At 63.9% G+C, this 21,625-nt stretch carries 18 protein-coding genes; 3 read left to right on the top strand and 15 right to left on the bottom strand.

Annotation, left to right across the window (positions count from 1 at the left end; genetic code table 11):
* Positions 1-4 precede the first annotated feature (4 nt).
* Positions 5-1,246, bottom strand: a complete 1,242-nt coding sequence (locus tag Q2K57_RS12770; protein WP_112053328.1) for a lipoprotein-releasing ABC transporter permease subunit — start codon at positions 1,244-1,246, stop codon at positions 5-7.
* Between the two features lie 180 nt (positions 1,247-1,426).
* Here Q2K57_RS12770 and Q2K57_RS12765 point away from each other — a divergent pair, with 180 nt between their 5' ends.
* Both Q2K57_RS12765 and Q2K57_RS12760 read left to right on the top strand, forming a co-directional pair.
* On the top strand, positions 1,427-2,527 hold the full coding sequence (locus tag Q2K57_RS12765; protein ID WP_304525281.1) for an agmatine/peptidylarginine deiminase: 1,101 nt from the start codon (positions 1,427-1,429) through the stop codon (positions 2,525-2,527).
* A 4-nt stretch (positions 2,528-2,531) separates the two neighbouring features.
* On the top strand, positions 2,532-3,446 hold the full coding sequence (locus tag Q2K57_RS12760; RefSeq protein ID WP_112053330.1) for a carbon-nitrogen hydrolase: 915 nt from the start codon (positions 2,532-2,534) through the stop codon (positions 3,444-3,446).
* Positions 3,447-3,601: 155 nt separating this feature from the next.
* On the opposite strand, the gene Q2K57_RS12755 is transcribed toward Q2K57_RS12760, so the two are convergent.
* The 4 genes from Q2K57_RS12755 to Q2K57_RS12740 all read right to left on the bottom strand — a co-directional run bounded on the left by Q2K57_RS12755 (position 3,602) and on the right by Q2K57_RS12740 (position 9,080).
* Entirely contained in the window at positions 3,602-4,549 is a 948-nt protein-coding gene (locus tag Q2K57_RS12755) for a Nudix family hydrolase (RefSeq protein ID WP_304525280.1), read from the bottom strand.
* An 81-nt stretch (positions 4,550-4,630) separates the two neighbouring features.
* On the bottom strand, positions 4,631-5,854 hold the full coding sequence (gene argJ / locus Q2K57_RS12750) for a bifunctional glutamate N-acetyltransferase/amino-acid acetyltransferase ArgJ (protein WP_112053332.1): 1,224 nt from the start codon (positions 5,852-5,854) through the stop codon (positions 4,631-4,633).
* Positions 5,855-5,902: 48 nt separating this feature from the next.
* Entirely contained in the window at positions 5,903-8,644 is a 2,742-nt protein-coding gene (secA, locus tag Q2K57_RS12745; RefSeq protein WP_304525279.1) for a preprotein translocase subunit SecA, read from the bottom strand.
* 91 nt (positions 8,645-8,735) lie between these two features.
* Entirely contained in the window at positions 8,736-9,080 is a 345-nt protein-coding gene (locus Q2K57_RS12740; protein WP_304525278.1) for a hypothetical protein, read from the bottom strand.
* Positions 9,081-9,144: 64 nt separating this feature from the next.
* Between Q2K57_RS12740 and Q2K57_RS12735 the strand changes: the two genes are divergently transcribed.
* Positions 9,145-9,630 (top strand): DUF721 domain-containing protein, encoded by a 486-nt coding sequence (locus Q2K57_RS12735; protein WP_112053335.1) that lies wholly within the window; start codon positions 9,145-9,147, stop codon positions 9,628-9,630.
* A 375-nt stretch (positions 9,631-10,005) separates the two neighbouring features.
* On the opposite strand, the gene lpxC is transcribed toward Q2K57_RS12735, so the two are convergent.
* The 10 genes from lpxC to mraY form a co-directional block, all read right to left on the bottom strand.
* Positions 10,006-10,917 carry a UDP-3-O-acyl-N-acetylglucosamine deacetylase gene (gene lpxC / locus Q2K57_RS12730; protein WP_112053336.1) on the bottom strand — a complete coding sequence of 304 codons (912 nt, stop codon included), beginning with the start codon at positions 10,915-10,917 and terminating at the stop codon, positions 10,006-10,008.
* A gap of 115 nt (positions 10,918-11,032) precedes the next feature.
* Positions 11,033-12,208, bottom strand: a complete 1,176-nt coding sequence (gene ftsZ / locus Q2K57_RS12725) for a cell division protein FtsZ (protein ID WP_304525277.1) — start codon at positions 12,206-12,208, stop codon at positions 11,033-11,035.
* A gap of 33 nt (positions 12,209-12,241) precedes the next feature.
* Positions 12,242-13,513 carry a cell division protein FtsA gene (ftsA, locus tag Q2K57_RS12720; protein WP_112053338.1) on the bottom strand — a complete coding sequence of 424 codons (1,272 nt, stop codon included), beginning with the start codon at positions 13,511-13,513 and terminating at the stop codon, positions 12,242-12,244.
* 213 nt (positions 13,514-13,726) lie between these two features.
* A complete protein-coding gene (locus tag Q2K57_RS12715; protein ID WP_112053339.1) occupies positions 13,727-14,437 on the bottom strand; it encodes a cell division protein FtsQ/DivIB in 711 nt (236 codons plus the stop codon).
* Positions 14,438-14,443: 6 nt separating this feature from the next.
* A complete protein-coding gene (locus Q2K57_RS12710) occupies positions 14,444-15,406 on the bottom strand; it encodes a D-alanine--D-alanine ligase (protein ID WP_304525276.1) in 963 nt (320 codons plus the stop codon).
* Complete coding sequence (gene murC / locus Q2K57_RS12705; RefSeq protein WP_112053594.1) at positions 15,403-16,815, bottom strand: UDP-N-acetylmuramate--L-alanine ligase; 1,413 nt, start codon at positions 16,813-16,815, stop codon at positions 15,403-15,405. The genes Q2K57_RS12710 and murC overlap by 4 nt, the downstream gene beginning before the upstream one ends.
* A 43-nt stretch (positions 16,816-16,858) precedes the next feature.
* Positions 16,859-17,914 carry an undecaprenyldiphospho-muramoylpentapeptide beta-N-acetylglucosaminyltransferase gene (gene murG / locus Q2K57_RS12700; protein ID WP_304526698.1) on the bottom strand — a complete coding sequence of 352 codons (1,056 nt, stop codon included), beginning with the start codon at positions 17,912-17,914 and terminating at the stop codon, positions 16,859-16,861.
* Between the two features lie 13 nt (positions 17,915-17,927).
* Positions 17,928-19,163 (bottom strand): putative lipid II flippase FtsW, encoded by a 1,236-nt coding sequence (ftsW, locus tag Q2K57_RS12695; protein ID WP_304525275.1) that lies wholly within the window; start codon positions 19,161-19,163, stop codon positions 17,928-17,930.
* Positions 19,160-20,542: a UDP-N-acetylmuramoyl-L-alanine--D-glutamate ligase gene (gene murD / locus Q2K57_RS12690; protein ID WP_112053341.1), complete on the bottom strand. Its 1,383-nt coding sequence runs from the start codon at positions 20,540-20,542 to the stop codon at positions 19,160-19,162. Before murD ends, ftsW begins: the two co-directional genes overlap by 4 nt.
* Positions 20,542-21,624: a phospho-N-acetylmuramoyl-pentapeptide-transferase gene (gene mraY, locus Q2K57_RS12685; protein ID WP_112053342.1), complete on the bottom strand. Its 1,083-nt coding sequence runs from the start codon at positions 21,622-21,624 to the stop codon at positions 20,542-20,544. Before mraY ends, murD begins: the two co-directional genes overlap by 1 nt.
* Between the last annotated feature and the right edge of the window lies 1 nt (position 21,625).

Genomic DNA, 21,625 nt, shown 5'->3' with positions numbered 1-21,625 from the left:
GGCCTCATTCGTAGCGCAGCACATCAGCCGGCTGGATGCGCGAGGCGCGCCAGGCCGGATACAGGGTGGACAGGAAGGTCAACCCGAAGGCCGCCGAGATAATCACGCCCACATCGGACCATTCCAGGCGAGACGGTAGGTAGCTGATGAAGTAGACGTTGGCGTCCAGGAAATGGATGCCAGTGGCCGCCTCGAACCAGGCGATCAGGTCGGCAATCGTCAGCGCCAGTGTCACCCCGACGCCCAGACCAATCAGGATACCGATGATGCCAATCGCCAGCCCCTGGACGATGAAGATGCCCATGATCGAGCCAGGCGTCGCGCCGATGGTGCGCAGAATGGCGATATCCGCCTTCTTGTCAGTGACCACCATGACCAGGGTCGAGACGATATTGAAGGCGGCGACGGCGACGATCACGGCCAACAGCAGACCGATCATGCGCTTCTCCATCTGGATCGCCTGGAAGAGGTTGCCGTGGGTCTGGGTCCAGTCGATGCCGCGATAGCCTGGCCCCAGTTCATCGATGATCTTGCGGGTCTCGCCATGGGCAGCGAAGAGGTCATCGAACTCCAGGCGCAGCCCTCCGACGGCATCGCCCATCCTCGCCAGGGTCTGCATGTCGGCGATATGGGCATAGGCCAGGCTGGCGTCCAGGTCGGCGCCGACGCTGAAGATCCCGCTCACGGTGAAGCGCTTCAGGCGTGGGAAGACCCCGCCCGGGGTGATCGAGGCCTCGGGTACCAGCAGGGTGACGCGGTCGCCCACTCCGACGCCCAGCCGCCTGGCCAGTAGCTCACCGAGCACCACCTTCCATTCCCCGGGCTTCAGGTCGTTGAGGCTACCCTGAACCATGTTCTCATCGATGATCGACACCTTGGCCTCGGCATCCGGGTCGATGCCATTGACCATGGCGCCTTCATTGCGCCCGCCGATCGAGAACATGCCCTGCTGCTGCACATAGGGCGCGGCGCCGATCACCCGCTCGCGCTGCATCAGGTGCTCAGCCAGCGGCTGCCAGTCGGTCATCCCTGACGGCGCCTCGATGCGGGTGTGGGGCACCATGCCCAGCACCCGGGATCGCAGTTCGTGATCGAAGCCGTTCATCACCGACAGCACCAGGATCAGCACGGCGACACCGAGCATCAACCCAAGCATCGAGGTCAGGGAAATGAAGGAAATAAAGTGATTGCGTCGCTTGGCGCGCACGTAGCGCAGCCCAAGCATAAATGGCAGACGGTCGAGCATCGCGATCGGTTCCTTGTCAGCGGGCGCTCATGGTACGGTTTTTTGCCTGGCGACGCATGTGCGCCACGAGGAGCAAGGCGATTATCCTGCGTCGGATCCCTTGCATCCCGGCGGCGCCCACCCTACATTGCGCCGTCCCCGGGGCAAGGCCCCGATGAGCATACCCGTGAGAAGACTGCGATGGCTAACCGCTTGTTCCCCGAATGGCATCAACAAGATGCCGTGCAACTGACCTGGCCGGGTGCCGACAGCGACTGGGGCCCCATGCTGTCGCGGATCGAAGCCACGCTCGAGCGTATGGTCGTGGCCATCGCCCGCTACCAGCGCGTGCTGATCAGTGTCGCCGATATCGACACCCACAGGCGCCTGGCGGCCACCTTTGCCCATCTCGGTGTCCCCGCGCACAGACTTGTGTTCTGCGTGGTGCCAAGCGATGACAGCTGGGCGCGGGACCACGGGCCGATCGCAGTCGAGCGTGATGGCAGGCTCACCCTGCTCGACTACTGCTTCACCGGCTGGGGCGGCAAGTTTCCCGCCGCGCGTGACGATGCCCTGAATCGTGCACTGGCCGATCAGGGCGTCTTCGCCGCACCGCTTGAATCCCGCGAGCTGATTCTTGAAGGCGGCGCCATCGAGAGCGATGGCGAAGGCACGCTTTTAACCACCGAAGCCTGCCTACTCAATGAAAACCGCAACCCTGAACTGGACCGGGCAGCCATCGAGGCCCGGCTCGCCGAGGACTTCGGCGTGACCCGGGTGCTGTGGCTCGCACACGGCCATCTGGAAGGCGATGACACCGACAGCCATGTCGACACCCTGGCGCGCTTCTGCGACCCGCAGACCATCGCCTATGTGCGCTGTGATGACCCCGAGGATGCGCACTATGCCGCGCTTTGCGCCATGGAAGATGAACTCAGGGCGCTGCGCCAGGCCGACGGTACGCCCTACCGGCTGATCCCGCTGCCCTGGCCACGGCCCTGCTTCGACCCAGAGGACGGCCACCGCCTGCCGGCCACCTACGCCAACTTTCTGATCATCAACGGCGCCGTGCTGGTGCCAACCTATGGCGATGCCACAGACAGCATCGCGCTTAGCGCATTGGCCACCGCCTTCCCCGACCGCGATCTGGTGCCCATCGACTGTCGTGAGGTGATCCGTCAGCACGGCAGCCTGCATTGCCTGACCATGCAGCTGCCTGAGGGCAGCCTGACCGCCTCTCACCTTGCCAGCGACGCTAGCCACGACGCTGACAACCATTCAGCCGCCGACGCTCAGGAGTGATCGCATGTCCCAGACCTTAACCGTTGGCCTGGTCCAGCAGCGCGCCTGGCCCGACAAGGCACAAAGCCTCGATGAGACCGAAGCGGGTGTCCGCGAGCTCGCAGCCCGGGGCGCCGAGCTGGTGCTGCTCCAGGAGCTGCATGCCAGCCACTATTTCTGTCAGTACGAGGACCCGGCGGTATTCGATCTGGCCGAGCCGCTGGACGGCCCCACCGGCAGCCGGCTGGCGGCGCTGGCCGCCGAGCTCGATATCGTGCTGGTCGGTTCGCTGTTCGAGCGCCGAGCCGCCGGACTCTATCACAATACCGCAGTGGTCTATGACCGGGCGCAGGGCGCCGTCGGCCACTACCGCAAAATGCATATTCCCGACGATCCCGGGTTTTACGAGAAATTCTACTTCACCCCCGGAGACGCCGAGGGCGTCACCGCCGGGGACACGCTGGGCGGTTTTGCGCCCATCGACACCTCGGTCGGTCGCCTGGGTCTGCTGGTCTGCTGGGATCAGTGGTACCCGGAGGCGGCCCGCCTGATGGCCCTGGCCGGCGCCGAACTGCTGCTCTATCCCACCGCCATCGGCTGGACGCCCGCCGACGAGGCCGACGAGAAAGCCCGCCAGAAGGACGCCTGGACGCTCATCCAGCGCGCCCATGGCGTCGCCAACGGCCTGCCGGTGTTGGTCGCCAATCGCGTTGGCCACGAACCCGACCACAGCGGTGCCAGCGACGGCATCGACTTCTGGGGCGGCAGCTTCGTTTGCGGTCCTCAGGGCGAGCTGCTGGCCCATGCCGGCGAAGACAGCCAACGCCTGCTGGTCGAAGTCGACATGAGCCGCGCCGAAGACACGCGACGCATCTGGCCCTTCCTGCGCGATCGGCGCATCGATGCCTACGGCGATCTGAGCCGACGCTTCAGGGACTGAACCGGCCTCGTGCTGCCCACCTGAGCCCTCCCTCCCGGTCTGGCCCTGCGCCGCCCACACCAAGAACCCCCGCCAGGATGCCTGACGGGGGTTCTTGGTACTGACTATCGTGCCGGGCCGCGGCGCGACGCTGCGGCCCTTAAACGCGTAAGCGCTTACTTCCAGAAATCGCGTATGGAGGCGATCCCCTGGGCACCTACGGCACGCGCATGGTTGGCATCGAAGCGGGTCATGCCACCCAGTGCGAAGACCGGCATGGCAGCGGTCTCCACCAGCTGCTGGAAGTCGTGCCAGCCAAGCGGCGCCGCATCCGGGTGGGTCGGCGTGGTGCGCAACGGCGACAGCGTCACGAAATCACAGCCGATTCGGCCGGCCTGCTCAAGCTGCTCACTGTTGTGGGTCGAGGCAGACTGCCACTTGCCCTGGGCCAGCGGGCGGCGCTCGAGACTCATCAGTCGCTCGCTGGTCAGGTGAATGCCGTCGGCGTCCACCTCATCAAGAAGCTCGGGTTCACCATTGAGCTGCAGGCGAGCACCATGCTTCCGGCACAGCGCCAGAGCGCCCTCGGCGCGAGCCAGATAGGCATCGCGATCCAGTTGCTTGGCACGCAACTGCACTAGACGCACCTTATCCTCGACCAGCGCCCGCTCGAGCTTGGTGAAGAAGACCTCATCGTCGTCCTCCTCCGCGGTGATCAGACACTCGGTAGGCAGGATCACCGCCCGCAGGATCGGCAGGTTGGCCGCCGGGAAGGGATAGTTGAACAGGTCATTCTTGTCGACCCAGCGCACGGCCTGACCCTCACGACCGAACGGCTCGCCGGAAAAGGCATGCACCTGCCACACGTCCAGCAGGATATGCTTGTCGGGATACTCATGATTGACCCGGATCAACGGCTGGGCGCGCTGAATCTCGACGCCGAGCTCTTCGTGCAGCTCACGCTTCAGGGCCTCGAAGCCGGTTTCATAGGGCGCCAGCTTGCCGCCGGGAAATTCCCACAGGCCGCCCTGATCGACGTTGGAGGGGCGCCGGGCGATCAACACCTGGGTCGTATCCTCGCTGACGATGGCGGCGGCAGCCACATGTACCCTTCTCTTGACCATTGTGTGTATTACCTTTCAAACATGAATAACGCGCGACCCGCAGTGCGCCCTGAGGGGCATCGCGGCAACAGCAGGCCAGGCCTAGCTGCGGTAGTCGGCGTTGATGGAGACATAGTCGTGGGACAGATCAGAGGTCCAGACGGTGGCCTGGGCCTCTCCGCGTCCCAATCGAATGCGGATGGGAATCTCCTCGCCCGCCATCACGGCGCTGCCGGCGGCCTCCGTATAGCCGTCGGCACGTCCGCCCTGCTCGACCAGTCGCACGTCGCCCAAGTCGATCACCACTCGGTCGACATCGAAGTCAGCGACCGGGGCACGCCCCACCGCGGCCAGAATGCGACCCCAGTTGGCATCCGAGGCATAGAGCGCGGTCTTGACCAGCGGGGAATGCGCCACCGTGAAGGCCACGTCCAGGGCCTCCTGACGCGAGGTGGCCTCCTCGACCTCGAGGGTAACGAACTTGGTCGCCCCCTCACCGTCGCGGATGACCGCCTGAGCAAGTTCGATCAGCACCTCATCGAGGGCGGCGCGGAACGCCTCGAGCGCTTCGTCGCTCTCGAGCGTCGCACCCTGCCCGGTAGCCACCAGCATGCAGGCATCGTTGGTGGAGGTATCACTGTCCACGGTGATGCAGTTGAAGGAGCGGCTGACGCCGTCGCGCAACAAGGCTTCAAGCCGCCGCTGGGGAATGGCGGCGTCGGTCGCCACGAACCCGAGCATGGTGGCCATGTTGGGCTGGATCATCCCCGACCCTTTGCTGATGCCGGCGAGGGTCACCGTCTCGCCCTCGATGGTGAGCGTACGGGTCGCGCCCTTGGGCCGGGTATCGGTGGTCAGAATACCCTCGGCTGCATCCTCCCAGCCATCTTCGCGAAGCGCCTCGAGAGCCTGGGGCAATGCTCCCAGTAGTCGCTCCATGGGCATGGGCTCGCCGATCACACCGGTTGAGAACGGCAACACCGCCTCGCCCTCGACGCCGGCCAGCCGTGCGAGCTCGTCGCAGCTGGCCTTCGCATCACGCATGCCGGCGGCACCGGTCCCGGCATTGGCATTGCCGGTATTGATCACGAAGTAGCGCGGGGCCAGGCCCCGCTCGCAGCGTGCCGCCAGGTGACGCTTGGCCACCTGAACCGGCGCCGCACAGAATGCATTGCGGGTAAAGGTGCCGGCGACGCTGGCGCCCTCCGGCACCTCGATCACGACCAGGTCGCGACGCCCCGGTTTCTTGATACCCGCACTGGTGGTGCCAAGACGCAGGCCCTTGATCACCGGCATCTGCGGAAAGACCGTTTCACCCACTGCCATGCATTTACTCCCTCGTTCGTTGTCCGCCGGCGACGACGCCGGCAGCGATCAATTAAGCGTGCCGTGACACTGCTTGTACTTCTTGCCGGACCCGCAGGGGCAAGGCTCGTTGCGCCCCACCTTGGGCCCCTCGCGACGCACCGGACGACCATCGCCACCCTCGGTAGCCGGCTGATCGGCAGGCGCCTCAGCGGCGCTCGCCGCGGCTTCGTCATGGCGGCTGGCGGCGCCGGCCTGCTCACGAGCCAGCGTCTCACGGCGCTGCTGTTCGAGCTCCTCGACCTCTTCCTGGCGACGCACCTGGACGTGGCTCAGGATGCGCGTGATATCGGCCTTGATGTTGGCGAGCAGCCCCTGGAACAGCTCGAACGCTTCGCGCTTGTATTCCTGCTTGGGATTCTTCTGGGCGTAGCCGCGCAGATGGATACCGCGACGCAGATGATCCATCGACTGGAGGTGCTCCTTCCAGCGAGTATCCAGCACCTGCAACATCACCTGCTTCTCGAAGCGGCGCATCAGGGGCTCACCGACCGCGGCCACCTTTTCCTCATACAGCTTGCGGTGCGCCTCATGCAGACGCTCGCGCAGCTGCTCTTCGCTGAGGCGGGCATCCTCGGCGGACCATTGGGTCACCGGGGTATCGAGGTTGAACTCGGCCTTGAGGTGGGCCTCTAGCCCGGTCAGGTCCCACTGCTCGGGCAGACTCTGGGGCGGCACGAAGTCGCTGATCGCTTCGTCCAGCACCTCGTCGCGAATGCCCAGCACGTTCTCGGAGACCTCTTCGGCCTCGAGGATGTCGTTGCGCTGCTCGTAAATCACGCGACGCTGGTCGTTGGCCACGTCGTCGTATTCAAGCAGCTGCTTGCGGATATCGAAGTTGCGACCCTCGACCTTCTTCTGGGCACGCTCGACGGCGTTGGAGACCATCTTGTGCTCGATGGCCTCACCCCGTTCGAGCCCCAGCGCCTGCATTAATCGCTGTACCCGATCGGAACCGAACAGACGCATCAGGTTGTCTTCCAGCGACAGGAAGAAGCGCGTCGAACCCGGGTCCCCCTGACGGCCGGAGCGGCCGCGAAGCTGGTTGTCGATGCGCCGTGACTCGTGGCGTTCGGAGCCGACCACATGCAGGCCACCGGCGGCCAGCACGGCATCATGACGTTCCTGCCAGGCGGCCTTGATGGCCGCGATCTTAGCCTCGTCGGGGCTCTCGAGCTCGGCGACTTCAGCTTCCCAACTGCCGCCGAGCATGATGTCGGTACCGCGACCGGCCATGTTGGTGGCGATGGTCACCGCGCCGGGGCGACCGGCCTGGGCAATGATCTGCGCCTCGCTCTGGTGCTGTTTCGCGTTGAGCACGTTGAAGTTCATGCCGGCCTTGCGCATCAGATCGGCCAGATACTCCGAGGTTTCGATCGAGGCAGTACCCACCAACACCGGACGACCGGCCTCGGTTTCGGCCTGAACATCCTTGATGATCGCTTCGAACTTCTCCTCGCCGGTGAGATAGACCAGATCGTTAAGATCGCGACGAATCAGCGGGCGGTTGGTGGGAATCACCATCACATCCAGGCTGTAGATCTGGCGGAACTCGAAGGCCTCGGTATCGGCGGTCCCGGTCATGCCGGAAAGCTTCTCGTAGAGGCGGAAGTAGTTCTGGAACGTGGTCGAGGCCAGCGTCTGGCTCTCGCGCTGAACGGTGACGCCTTCCTTAGCCTCGACCGCCTGGTGCAGCCCCTCGGACCAGCGACGGCCAGGCATGCTGCGCCCAGTGTGCTCATCGACGATCACCACCTGGCCGTCGTCGATGATGTAGTCGACGTCGCGCTGGTAGAGATGCCGCGCACGCAGCGCAGAATGCATGTGCTGAAGCAGGTTGAGGTTCTGGGCGGCGTAGAGGGATTCATCCTCACCGAGCAGCTCTTCGCCGCGCAGCAGCGCTTCCACCTTGTGGTGGCCTTCCTCGGTAATATCGACCTGCTTCTGCTTCTCATCGAGCACGAAGTCGCCATCCGGCGGCACATCATCGTCTTCGCTCTGCTCGCCTCGCACCAGGTCAGTCGACAGGCGGTTGATCACCTTGTAGAGCTCGGTGTTTTCTTCCACCGGGCCGGAGATGATCAGCGGCGTGCGCGCCTCATCGATAAGGATGGAGTCGACCTCATCGACGATGGCGTAGTGAAGCCCGCGCTGAACCTTGTCCTCGAGGGAGAAGGCCATGTTATCGCGCAGGTAGTCGAAGCCGTACTCGTTGTTGGTGCCGTAGGTAATATCGCAGGCATAGGACTGGCGCTTTTCATCGGAATTCTGGCCGGAATAGATCGACCCCACCGTCAAATCCAGGCGTTCGTAGAGCGGACGCATCCACTCGGCGTCACGGCGCGCCAGATAGTCGTTGACCGTGACCACGTGCACGCCCTTGGCGGGCAGCGCATTCAGGTACACGGAAAGGGTGGCCACCAGCGTCTTGCCCTCGCCGGTCTTCATCTCGGCAATACGCCCGGTGTTCAGCGCCAGGCCGCCGATCATCTGCACATCGAAATGGCGCATGCCCATGACGCGTTTGCTGGCCTCACGCACCACGGCGAAGGCCTCGGGCAGCAGCGCGTCGAGTGACTCTCCCGCCGCCAGACGCTCGCGAAACTCACTGGTCTTGGCCCGGAGGCTGGCATCGTCGAGGGCCTCGAACTCCGCCTCCATGGCATTGATCTTGGCAACGACCTTGCCAAAGCGTTTGACCTCGCGGTCGTTCTTGGAGCCGACCACTTTGCGCAATAAATTATTAATCATGAAACGTCCGTTCTCTACCAAGCATCCGAATACGGGCCCGAGCACCTTGGCCAGGCACTGGCGCCCACTATCCGCCCAGCGGGCGGGCATATCAGACGGTTTGGCAAGGGGGGCCGCGACGGGTCAGCACATCATGGGCGGCGGCGGGAACCCGCACCACCTTGCGTGGCAGCGGGCGATTCGGCAACTGAAGGCGCCAGCGACGAAGCGGCCGCCAGCGGCGTTGACTCGCCTGACGGCGGCTTTCGGCACGGATGACCGCCGGCGCTAGCCAACAGATATGCACCACCCGCTCGATCAGGCGCACGCCGTCCGCCTGTACCAGGCCCGCCGGCAACAGGCAGCCCACCAGCAAGCCTGCCAGCCACCAGCGCGTGCGACGGCGCGAGGCCGTATCGGCAGGCCGACTTGGGCTAGCGTTAGTAGAGCCTTTCATGCTGTTGGAGGTCTCGCGGGCATGATAGATTGCCGGTTATCGTTTGGCGTCAAAAGTGCAGCCCATGAGTATAAAGGTTAAGCGTTTCCGCGCCCAGCCCGTCACGTCGCTGCTCGGCGGCCGCGGTGAGCTCGGCGGCCTGATGCGCATGGCCGGCCTGATCGACCGGGCCCAGCAGGAACTGCGCGAGCATCTTCCCGAGGAAGTCCGCGAGCACGTGTTCGTGGGCGGTTACCGGGACGGTAAGCTGACCCTGATCACCGATCGCGCGGTCTGGCTCACCTGGCTGCGCTACGAACAACCCCGGCTGTTGGACCTGCTGAGACGTCGGCCAGAATTCGAAGCCGTGCTGGGGTTTACGCTCAAGGTCCGCCCGGTCCGCCCTCCCAAGGCCCCGCCGCGTCATAGCCGGCGGCTGTCGACCAGCGCCGCCGGAGAGATCGCCAGCTGCGCCGAAGATACCGAAGACCCACGGCTAAAGCGCGCCCTCGAGCGCCTGGCTTCCCACGCTGACGACCAGGACAAAGGCGCGGACAAGGACAAGGACTAGCCAGCCGGACTGATTTGACCTACGTGGGCTTTCGGCACGACCTTCCGCTCATGACCTTTCGCCACGAACTATCAACCACGAACTATCAACCACGAACTATCAACCTCGCCCTATCACGCTTCGGCATAGCCCGCACGATCCATCCCACACGATCTATCCCAGGCACGCTCCATCCCATACAACCTAGCCCACACGACGTGTCCCGCACGACGCCTCCCAAACGCCACTCACTAGCCCGGTTTGCGAGCGCCGTGTCCTGGGCACCCACAAAAAACGCCGCTTCCCAAACGGGAAACGGCGTCAAGCAATCATGTCATCAGCGGCTATCTTGCCTGCCATGACAACGACTCGGCGAGGGGTATGTGCCCCGAAGTATCAAGCCATGGCCGGAGCCGCGTAGGAGATCGGAGAGGTCTGGTGAGCATCCTCGAAGGTCACCAGCTCCCAAGCGTCAGTCTGAGCCAGCATGGCACGACAAAGCTGGTTGTTGAGCGCATGGCCGGACTTCACACCGCGGAATTCGCCAATCAGGCTGTGACCGAGCTGATAGAGATCGCCGATGGCGTCCAGCACCTTGTGCTTGACGAACTCGTCGTCGTAACGCAGGCCGCCTTCGTTGATGATGCGGTAATCATCAACCACCACCGCGTTGTCCAGGCTGCCGCCCAGCGCCAGGTTCTGGGAGCGCAGGAATTCCAGATCACGCATGAAACCGAAGGTACGGGCCCGGGACACTTCCTTGACGAAGGAGGTGGTGGAGAAGTCCACGACCGCCGTCTGGTTACGCAGCTCCGACACGGGATGATCGAAGTCGATGGAGAAGGAAACCTTGAAACCGTGATGAGGCAGGAAAATGGCTTCCTTATCGCCATCGCGGACCACTACTTCGCGCTTGATGCGAATGAAGGTCTTGGCCGCCGCCTGCTCTTCGATACCTGCTGACTGGATCAGGAACACGAAGGGACCCGCGCTGCCGTCCATTATCGGGACCTCGCCGGCGCTCAGTTCGACAAAGACGTTGTCGATACCCAGGCCTGCAAAGGCAGACATCAAGTGCTCGACCGTCGCTACCTTGACGTCACCCTGAGACAGGGACGTGCACAGCGAAGTGTCGGTCACGAGGTTGGCATTCGCCGGTATCTGCACCTCGGGGGTGAGATCGGTACGAACGAAGATAACGCCGGTATTGACCGGTGCCGGACGCAGGGTCAAACAGACCTTTTCGCCCGAATGTAGACCCACGCCAGTGGCGCGGATGGTGTTCTTGAGAGTACGTTGCTTAATCATGGGCAATCGCCGAGCCGTGATATGTAGTTATCAAACAGTGTTCACTATACCATCGAACGAATGTTTCAACAAAGAAAACTCACCCCGGCGAACCCTATGTCAACAATAGATTGGCTTAATCGGCCTGACGACGCAGAAATGCCGGGATATCCAGGTAGTCATCCATATCCTTGGCCTTGCGCTGATCGGCGCGAGCCTTGGCGGCTTCCTGGTCGGCCGTCTTAGCGGCCTGCTGACGCATCACCGCAGGCTGCTGCTGCAGGGTGCGATAATCGGTGGCCTCAGGACGCGAAGCTGCCGTTTCACGCGGAGCAGAGGCTGTCTTGGGTGCGCGACCATCGAGACCCGCTGCCACCACAGTGACACGCAGCTCGTCGGACATTTCCATGTCAATGGAAGTTCCGACCACGATGGTGGCATCCTGAGAGGCAAACTCCTGAACGGTCGCACCGACGTCATTGAACTCGCCGATGGACAGATCCGGACCTGCCGTGATGTTGACCAGAATGCCGCGGGCACCATGCAGATCGATATCTTCGAGCAGCGGGCTGCGAATCGCCTTTTCTGCGGCCTCTCGCGCACGGTTCTCGCCAGTAGCACCACCCGTGCCCATCATCGCCATGCCCATCTCTGACATCACGGTTCGCACGTCAGCAAAGTCGACGTTGATAATACCGGGGCTGGTGATCAGCTCGGCGATACCCTGGACGGCGCCCAGCAGCACGTCATTGGCGGCGCTGAAAGCGGTCAGCAGGCTGGCGCTCTTGCCAAGCACCGACAGCAGCTTCTCGTTGGGAATGGTGATCAGCGAGTCGACGTGTTCGGAGAGCTCTTTCATGCCCTCCTCGGCTGCGCGCATGCGCTTGGGTCCCTCGAAGGGGAACGGGCGGGTCACCACGGCAACGGTCAGGATGCCAAGCTCCTTGGCCACCTGAGCGACCACCGGTGCACCGCCGGTGCCGGTGCCACCGCCCATGCCGGCGGTGATGAACACCATGTCGGCACCTTCCAGCAACTCGGCGATGCGCTCGCGATCTTCCATCGCTGCCTGGCGACCAACCTCAGGATTGGCACCCGCGCCAAGTCCTTTGGTAATCTCGCTACCCAGTTGGAGGACAGTCTTGGCGGCCACACGCTTGAGGGCCTGAGCATCGGTATTGGCACAGATGAACTCTACGCCCTCGATATTGCTCTCGACCATGTGATTGACGGCATTGCCACCACCGCCACCAACACCGACCACTTTGATGACCGCACTGCTTGAAGGTGCGTTATCAACCAGTTCGAACATATGCCCCGTCTCCTGGACCGCATGCGGTCCGTGTCAGAAATTTCCTTTGAACCAGCCCTTGATTTTCTCTAGGGCCGGCATCGCTTCCTTGAATCCCCGGGAGACGTCCTCCCTTTTCGGCTGCGCCGAAACGACCCGGCCCTGACCCTGCCTAGCATCACGCATGCCGTAATGTAGCAAACCGACTCCTGTCGAATAAATCGGGTTACGCACCACATCGGCGAGCCCTCGAACGTTTTGAGGGCAAGCGATACGCACAGGCATGTGGAAGATCTCTTCGGCAAGCTCCACCACGCCTTCCATGCGTGATGTGCCGCCTGTCAGCACTACCCCAGCAGCGACCAGGTCTTCGAATCCACTGCGGCGCAACTCTTCTCGGACTAGCGTAAACAGTTCCTCGTAGCGTGGCTCGACCACCTCGGCCAGCGCCTGTCGCGACAGGTCTCGTGCGGGGCGGTCGCCGACGCTCGGCACCTTGATCATCTCATCGCTGGCGGCCAACTGGGTCAGCGCGCAGGCATACTTGACCTTGATGTTCTCGGCATACTGGGTCGGCGTACGCAGGGCCATGGCGATGTCATTGGTAACCTGATCACCGGCAATGGGGATGACCGCCGTATGGCGAATCGCCCCCTCGGTGAAGACCGCTATATCGGTCGTTCCGCCGCCGATATCGACCATGCAGACACCGAGTTCCCGCTCATCTTCGGTGAGCACCGCATGGCTTGATGCCAGTTGCTCAAGGATGATCGCATCGACTTCGAGACCGCAGCGCCGCACGCATTTCTCGATGTTCTGCACGGCATTGAGCGCCGCCGTTACCAGATGCACCCGTGCCTCGAGGCGCACACCCGACATCCCCAGCGGCTCGCGAATGCCTTCCTGGGTATCGATGGCAAACTCCTGAGGCAACACGTGCAGCACACGCTGGCCCTCAGATATCGCTCTCGCTCGCGCCGAATCAATCACGCGCTCGATGTCGGAATAGGACACTTCGCGATCCTTGATGGCGACTACGCCATCGGAATTCATCGAACTGATATGACTACCGGCAATCCCGACATAGACCGAATGAATGTCGCAGCCGGCCATCAACTCGGCTTCCTCGACGGCTCGCTGAATCGATTGAACGGTCGATTCGATATTGATCACCACACCCTTCTTCATCCCCCGGGAGGGATGCGACCCGATGCCGGCAATTTCGATGCCGCCATCGTCGCTGGGCTGACCGACGATCGCCACCACCTTGGATGTTCCGATATCCAGCCCGACTACCATATTAGAAGCGTTGGAATGTCCTGCCATGGGTCGGGAATACTCCTAGAAACTGTCCGGATGATCATCCGTGAATCCGCAAAAAAGTTGCATTGAGGCAATTATAGGAACAACTACCCTACTTTCACCACCCCAGCATAAAAACCTGCCACACAATAAGCGGTTTTTTCACGGAAAGAAACACCTTGAACTCCCACCTGGCGGGAGCTGCACCGAAAAAAGGTGTCCGTCCTCATTCAATCTTCACGGCTCGACTGGTGCAGTCTCACCGTGCCAGGCAACCGCCACGCCGTTGGGGTATCGCAGATCGATGTAGCGGATTTGCGACGCCTCGCTTCCCAATTGACGACGCCATGCAGACTCGAGTCGTGCCAGCCGAGCATCCCGATCGCTGCGCCCCAGCATGATCCAGACACCGCTACCGAACTGCATACGCCAGGCCCCTCGAGGCTCAAGGCGCAGCTGACGAATGTCGACGCCCAGCGTCGCGAGCTGTTGCCGCAAACGGTCATAATAAGCCAGTACTTCAGCCCCACTGCCATCCGGCCCAGCCAAGTCGGGCAGCCCCTCAGGGGGGGCCACCGAGCCGAAAGCGAAGGGCTCACCGCGGGAATTGAGCAGTTCATCATCATGCCAGCGTGCCACCGGTTCCTGCTCGAAGAGCTCTAGGGTCAGGGCATCAGGCCACTGACGCGACACCCTCACCTCGTCAAGCCAGCCGATATCACGCACTCGCTGACGCAGATCGCCGAGATCAAGTGCCAGCCACGACTGCCCTTCAACCAGCGGCGCCAGCTGGTCACGCAGATAGTCGGCGTTGACGTGCTCGAGCTCGCCACGAATCGATACTCGCTCAATGGGGCGGTCCAGCCACAGCCACATCACGCGGCCGCCGGCTACCAGCAGCACGATGAACAGGATCAGGCCCAGCCAGGGCCCTCGGGAGCGCTCCATTACCGGTCAGGTCTCCCGCGCAGCGTTGAGGCTGCTTTCGAGAATGCGCAGCACCAGCGAATCGAAGCCGATGCCAGCATGAGCCGCCGCTTGCGGCACCAGGCTATGATCGGTCATGCCCGGCACGGTGTTGACCTCGAGCAGCCAGAAATGCCCGTCGGCGTCACGCATCACATCGACCCGCCCCCAGCCGTCAGCTCCGATAGCCTCGAAGGCGTGACGGCTCAAGTCGCCAAGCGCCGCTTCGTCTTCAGCACCGAGGCCGCACGGCAGATGATACAGGGTCTCGTTGGAAAGATACTTGGCCTCGTAGTCATAGAAGCCGCTAGGGACTTCAACCCGGATCGCCGGCAGCACGCTGTCGCCAAGCAGCGACACCGTATATTCGGGGCCCCTGACGAAGCGTTCCGCCATCACGGCGGCATCGAAACGCGAGGCGTCACGATACGCGGCCTCGAGGGCTTCGGGGCTCTCGACGATGGTGATACCCAGAGTCGACCCCTCGTGTACCGGCTTGACGATCAGCGGCAAACCCAGCGTTTCGCAGACGGCCCGCCAGTCAGATGCAGCGTCCAGGTTCAGGCTCTCGGGCGTGGGCAGCCCGGCATTGTGCCAGACGGCCTTGGTGCGCTGCTTGTCCATGCCCAGCGCAGAGGCCAGCACGCCGCTGCCGGTAAAGGGAATTTCGAGCAGCGACAGCGCCCCCTGGAGGGTGCCGTCTTCGCCTACGCCCCCGTGCAGGGCGATGAAGACCCGATCCGGTTCCAGCGCCTGCAGGCCCGGCAGGCCGTTTTCGGCCAGGTCATAGCCAATGGCATCGACGCCGCTACGCTTGAGAGAGGCAAGGATCGCACTGCCGCTGATCAGCGACACCTCGCGCTCGGCGGATGCACCACCATAAACGACGACCACCCGGCCAAAGCGCTCGGCGCCCGTTCCTGGGCTCGTCATCATTGCATCATCCGTCATAGCACCACCTTATCGAGCTCGAGGCGTTGTTCGGCGAGCCCCAGCGCGATGCCGCCGACATCGCCGGCGCCCTGGGTGATCAGGATATCGTCGGGGCGCAGAATGCGCTTGAGCAGGTCGGGGAGTTCCGCCTTGTGTTCGACGAACAGCGGATCGACCCGACCGCGCTGGCGAATCGAACCGGCCAGCGTCTTGCCCTCGGCGCCGGGAATCGGCGTCTCGCCTGCGGCATAGACGTCCAGCAACACCAACGTATCGACCCCCGACAGCACCCGCACGAAGTCCTCGTACAGGTCACGGGTACGCGAATAGCGGTGCGGCTGATAGACCATCACCAGTCGCCGCTCGGGCCAGCCGGCACGAATCGCCCGAATCACCATTTCCACTTCGCGGGGATGGTGGCCGTAGTCATCAACCAGCATGACCTCGCCCTCACCGCTCGGCGCCGGAAAGTTGCCATGCACCTGGAAGCGGCGACCGACGCCAGCAAAGCTGGCCAAGCCGCTGAGGATAGCGGCGTCAGAGACACCGGCATCGCAGGCCACGGCGATCGCCGCCAGGGCATTGAGGGCATTGTGCTCACCTGGCATCGCCAGGCGCACCGCCAGCGGCGACTGACCGTCCGGGCGCAGCGCGGTAAAACGCACTTCACCGGCGTCCTGGACGAACTCGGTGATGCGGTAGTCGGCGTCTTCGCTGAAGCCGTAGGTGACGAACTGGCGATGCACTTGGCTCAACAGCCCCCGCACGTGCTCGTCGTCGATGCACAGCACGGCCAGGCCGTAGAACGGCAGATTGTGCAGGAACTCGACGAAGGTGCCCTTGAGGCGTTCGAAGTCGCCGCCGTAGGTGCTCATGTGGTCGGCGTCGATGTTGGTGACGATGGACACCATCGGCTGCAAATGCAGGAAAGACGCGTCCGATTCGTCGGCCTCGGCGACCAGATAGTCACCTTCGCCGAGACGCGCATTGGTACCGGCACTGGTCAGCTTGCCACCGATCACGAAGGTCGGGTCCAGCCCGCCCTCGGCCAGCAGCGTCGAGGTGATACTGGTGGTGGTGGTCTTGCCATGGGTGCCTGCCACGGCGATGCCGTGGCGAAAGCGCATCAGCTCGGCGAGCATCTCGGCGCGGCGCACCACCGGTACGCGGTGCTCCTGGGCCCAGCGAATCTCCGGATTCGAAGGATCGATGGCCGTGGAGACTACTACCACATCGGCCTGCTCGACGTTCTCGGCGGCATGCCCCAACGCCACGCGGATGCCGCATTGGCGAAGATGGGCGACCACCGGGGATTCCTTCACATCGCTACCGCTGACCTGGTAGCCCTGATTGGCCAGCACCTCGGCGATGCCGCACATGCCGGCGCCACCGATGCCGACAAAATGGATGCGCCGGATGCGCCGCATGCCGGGCCCTCGGACGTCACCGCCAGCCAGCGGGGATTGCTTGCTATCGTTCACTGTCTATCTCCATGCAACCGGCCACCAGGCGATCGACGGCATCCAGCCGAGCGTTGGCTCGGGCGCGGCTCGCCATGGTGGCCAGGGTATCGGGGACCAAGAGCGTCTCGAGCCGCGCGGCGAGCGCGGCCGGCGTGATCTCAGCCTGAGGCATCAGTTCACCGGCGCCGACATCCAGCAGCACCCGGGCATTGGCAGTCTGGTGGTCATCCACCGCATGCGGGAAAGGCACCAGCAGCGCAGGCTTGGCGGCCGCCGCCAGCTCAGCCACGGTCAGGGCGCCTGCACGACATACCACCAGATCGGCCCAGTCATAGGCGGCGGCCATGTCGTCGATAAAGGCACTGACCTCGGCGCTGACGCCCTGGGCGGCATAGCTCTCGCGGGTCGCCGCGTCCTTGTCGCGCCCGGCCTGATGACGAACCTCGGGTCGTTTTTCCGGTGCGAGCTTGGAAAGCGCCGCCGGCAGATGATCGTTGAGCGCCTTGGCACCCAGAGACCCCCCCACTACCAGCAGGCGAAGCGGACGACTGCGCAGCGTGGCCTCATCCCGGGGCGTCTCGCCCAGGGCGGCGATCTCGGGGCGCACCGGGTTGCCGATCACCTCGGCATGGCCTGAAAAGGCGCCCGGGAAGGCGGCATAGACCCGCCGCGCAAGCCGAGAAAGCGCCTTGTTGGTCATGCCGGCCACGGCATTCTGTTCGTGGATCAGCAGCGGACAACGGGTCAGCCAGGCCGCCAGGCCACCCGGGCCACTGGCAAAACCGCCCATTCCCACCACCAGGTCCGGCTTGAAACGGGCGATCACCCCCCGGGCCTGCCAGATGGCTCGGCTCAGCCGCCAGGGGGCCGAAAGCCATCCCGCCGGCCCGTTGCCGCGCAGGCCGGCAATGTCGATGTGGTGAAGCGTAATATCGGCCTCGGGCACTAGGCGATTCTCGATGCCCCGCGGGCTGCCGAGCCACTCGACGCGCACGCCACGGGCCTCGAGGCCGCGAGCCAGCGACAGCGCCGGGATCACATGCCCGCCGGTGCCGCCGGCCATGATCAGCACCCGCTCAAGTCTTGGTTCGTTCACGCGCGCTCTCCCTGCGGGTCGGTGTCTGGTTAGGCTGGGCCTTGCCCGGCGAGGGCTTGGGAGCCGTCGGGCGAGCCCGACGCACGGCCTGTCGAGTCTCGATATCGACCCTCAGCAGCAGCGCCACCATGACGGCGCTGATCACCAGGCTCGAGCCGCCGTAGCTCAGAAGCGGCAGGGTCAGGCCCTTGGTCGGCAGCATGCCGGTACTCACCGCGATGTTAATGAAAGCCTGAGCGCCGATGATCAGAGCAATACCGTAGCTGAGGTAGGCAGCGAACGGCAATTTGGCCAGCTCCGCGCGCCGACCCACCGCCAGCGCCCGAATGACCAGCAGGGCAAAGAGCCCGACCACCGTTATGGCGCCTACCAGACCGAGCTCTTCGGCAATGACCGCGAAGACGAAATCGGTATGTGCCTCAGGCAGGTAGAAAAGCTTCTGCACGCTGTTACCCAGCCCCAGACCGAACCAGTGGCCGCGGCCATAGGCAATCAACGCCTGGGTCAACTGATAGCCGCTGGCGAACTGATCCGCCCAGGGGTCTGAGAAACTGGTCAGCCTCGCCATGCGATAAGGTTCGGCGATCGCCAGCAGAAGTCCAAGAGCCGCCAACAGCACCAACAGCAGCAAGAAGCGCCACATCGGCGCCCCTGCCATCAGCAGCATGCCCATCACGCAGCCGGTTATCACCACCACCGAGCCATAGTCGGGCTCGAGAATCAGCAGGAAGGCGACCACCCCCGTCACCAGCAACGGCCGCAGGAAGGCGCCCCAGGTCTTGCGCACCGCCGGCAGGTAACGCTCGAGATAGCCGGCCATGTAGGCGATCATGCACAGCTTGGCGATCTCGGAGGGCTGCAAATTTACGGGTAGGCCGGGAACCGACAGCCAGCGGGTACTGCCGTTGACCTCGCGGCCGACGACCAGCACCACCAGCAGCAGGAAGATGGCGACGCCAAGCAGAAACTGGCCATTGACCCGCCACCAGCCAAGCGGCACCCACAGCACCGCATAGCCGACCGCAATCGCCACCAGCACGAAGAGGCCATGGCGAATACTGAAGTAGAAGGGATTGCCGGTAAGTCCCGATGCGACTTCGCTGGAAGCCGAGGTGACCATCACCCAACCCACCAGCATCAGCGCAAGAGCCGACAGCAGCAACCAGCCATCGAAGGGCTGATGCGCGGTGGACAACCGTTCGCGTAGCCCTTTCATGTGCCCTCTCCCAGCGTCTTGAGTACCCAGTCACGAAAGGCGTCCCCGCGAGCCATATAGTTGGGGAACTGATCGAGGCTCGCACAGGCCGGTGAGAGCAGCACCGCATCCCCGGGCCGAGCAATGGCATGCGCCCGCACCAGTGCTGATACCAGATCATCGACCCGGGTTACGGTCACACCCTCTTCCAAGGCCGCGGCCAGACGCTCGGCATCGGCACCGAATACCACCACCTCACGGGCATAACGCGCCAGCGGCGCGGCCAGCGGAGCAAAATCAGCTCCCTTGCCCACGCCGCCGGCCAACAGCACCAGGCGGCCGTCAAGTGTCGGCCCCAGGCCTTCGATGGCGGCCAGAGTGGCGCCGACGTTGGTGCCCTTGGAATCGTTGATCCAGGCGATGTCGTTGACCTTGGCCACCAGCTCGCCACGGTGGGCAAGCCCGGCAAAACGCTCTAGCACCGTCCGCATGGCGGCAAGCGGCAGCCCCAGGCGACGCCCCATGGCCATCGCGGCCAGGGCATTGGCCTGGTTGTGACGCCCGGGCAAGCGCACCGCAGCAGCCGGCATCAGCGGGGTGTCGCCGTGCATCAGCCAGGGCACCGTGCCCTGGCCGTCGTCATGCGCCGCAATCCCCCAGTCATCATCGGCTGGCGCCTCGGTAGTGAAACGATCCAGCGCCGGTAGCGGCGAAGTCGGCCAGGTCATGGGGTCATCGGCGTTGACGACGCCATGAGCCGCTCCGCGGAAGATACCGAGCTTGGCGGCACGATAGCCCGCCAGGTCGCCATGGCGATCCAGGTGGTCTTCGCAGAGGTTGAGAAAGGCCACCGTCTCGGCGCCGAGCCAAGGCGTGGTCTCGAGCTGGAAGCTGGACAGCTCCAGCACGTAGAGCTCGGCATCGGGCATCTCTGCCAGCAGCTCCAGCGCCGGCGTTCCCAGGTTGCCGCCCACCGCGACGCGCCGGCCGGCCTCACGGGCCATATCGCCGAGCAGGGTGGTCACGGTGGACTTGGCGTTGGCGCCGGTAATGGCGGCGATGGGGGCGCGGGCCGCGCGCACGAAGAGCGCGATTTCGCCGATCAGCCGCGGCCGGCCTTCGCCGTCGAGGGCCTCCAACGCCGGCAAGCCAGGCGTCCTGGGGTCGACCCCGGGGCTCAGCACCACCTCCTTGGCCGCCGACATGTCTAGCTCGTCAAGCGGCCCACAGTGGATAGCCACACCCGGATGCTCCGCTTGTACGTCCTCGAGACCCGGCGGTAGCGTGCGGGTATCGGCGATCATGAAGGGAGTACCCAGACGCGACAGGTGTCGCGCAATGGCGCGGCCCGAGACGCCGAGCCCCACCACCAGGGTCATCCCCTTGGGGACCACAGCCATCAGCGCACCTTCAGGGTCGCGAGTCCCAGCAGCACCAGCACCACGGTGATGATCCAGAAACGCACGATCACCCGCGGCTCGGGCCAACCCTTGAGCTCGAAGTGGTGGTGCAGCGGCGCCATGCGGAAGATGCGCCGTCCGGTGAGCTTGTAGGAGCCGACCTGCAGAATCACCGACACCGTCTCCATGACGAAGACCCCGCCCATGATGAACAGCACGATTTCCTGGCGCACGATCACCGCCACGACACCAAGGGCAGCGCCAAGCGCCAGTGCACCCACGTCACCCATGAAGACCTGGGCCGGATAGGTGTTGAACCACAGGAAACCGAGGCCGGCACCGGCGATGGTGCCGCAGAACACGGCGAGCTCACCGGCGCCGGGAATCAGCGGGATATGCAGGTAGGTGGCGAAGACGGTGTTGCCGCTGGCGTAGGCAAACACGGAGAGGCCCATGGCCACCAGCACGGTGGGCATGATCGCCAGGCCGTCCAGACCGTCGGTGAGGTTGACGGCATTGGAGCTGCCGACGATCACCAGATAGGTCAGCACCACGAAGAACAGGCCCAGCGGCACCACCACATCCTTGAACAACGGCACGATCAAACTGGTTTCAACCGGGCTTGCCGCCGTCAGATAGAGAAGCACTGCGGCGCCCAGGCCGATCACCGACTGCCAGAAGTACTTCCAGCGGGCCGGCAGACCACGGGGGTTCTTCTCGACCACCTTGCGGAAGTCATCGACCCAGCCGATGGCGCCGAAGCCCAGGGTGACGCCGAGCACGATCCAGACATAGTGGTTGGTCAAATCGCCCCACAGGAGGGTGCTGACGGCCATCGCCATCAGAATCATCGCCCCGCCCATGGTGGGCGTACCGGCCTTGGAAAGGTGTGACTGGGGGCCGTCATCGCGCACGGCCTGACCGATCTGGCGCTCGACCAGACGACGGATCATCATCGGCCCCAGCCAAAGGCAAAGCAGCAGGGCCGTCAAGGTCCCCAGGATCATGCGCAGGGTCAGGTAGCTGAAGACGTTGAAGGCGTTATTGTAGTGCGCCAGTAGCTCGGCGAGAAAAAGCAGCATG

Origin of the sequence: Halomonas sp. I5-271120 (assembly GCF_030553075.1) — a bacterium.
Lineage (GTDB): Bacteria > Pseudomonadota > Gammaproteobacteria > Pseudomonadales > Halomonadaceae > Onishia > Onishia taeanensis_A.
Note: the sequence above shows the minus strand (reverse complement) of the source record. Positions and strands in the feature narration are given on the sequence as shown.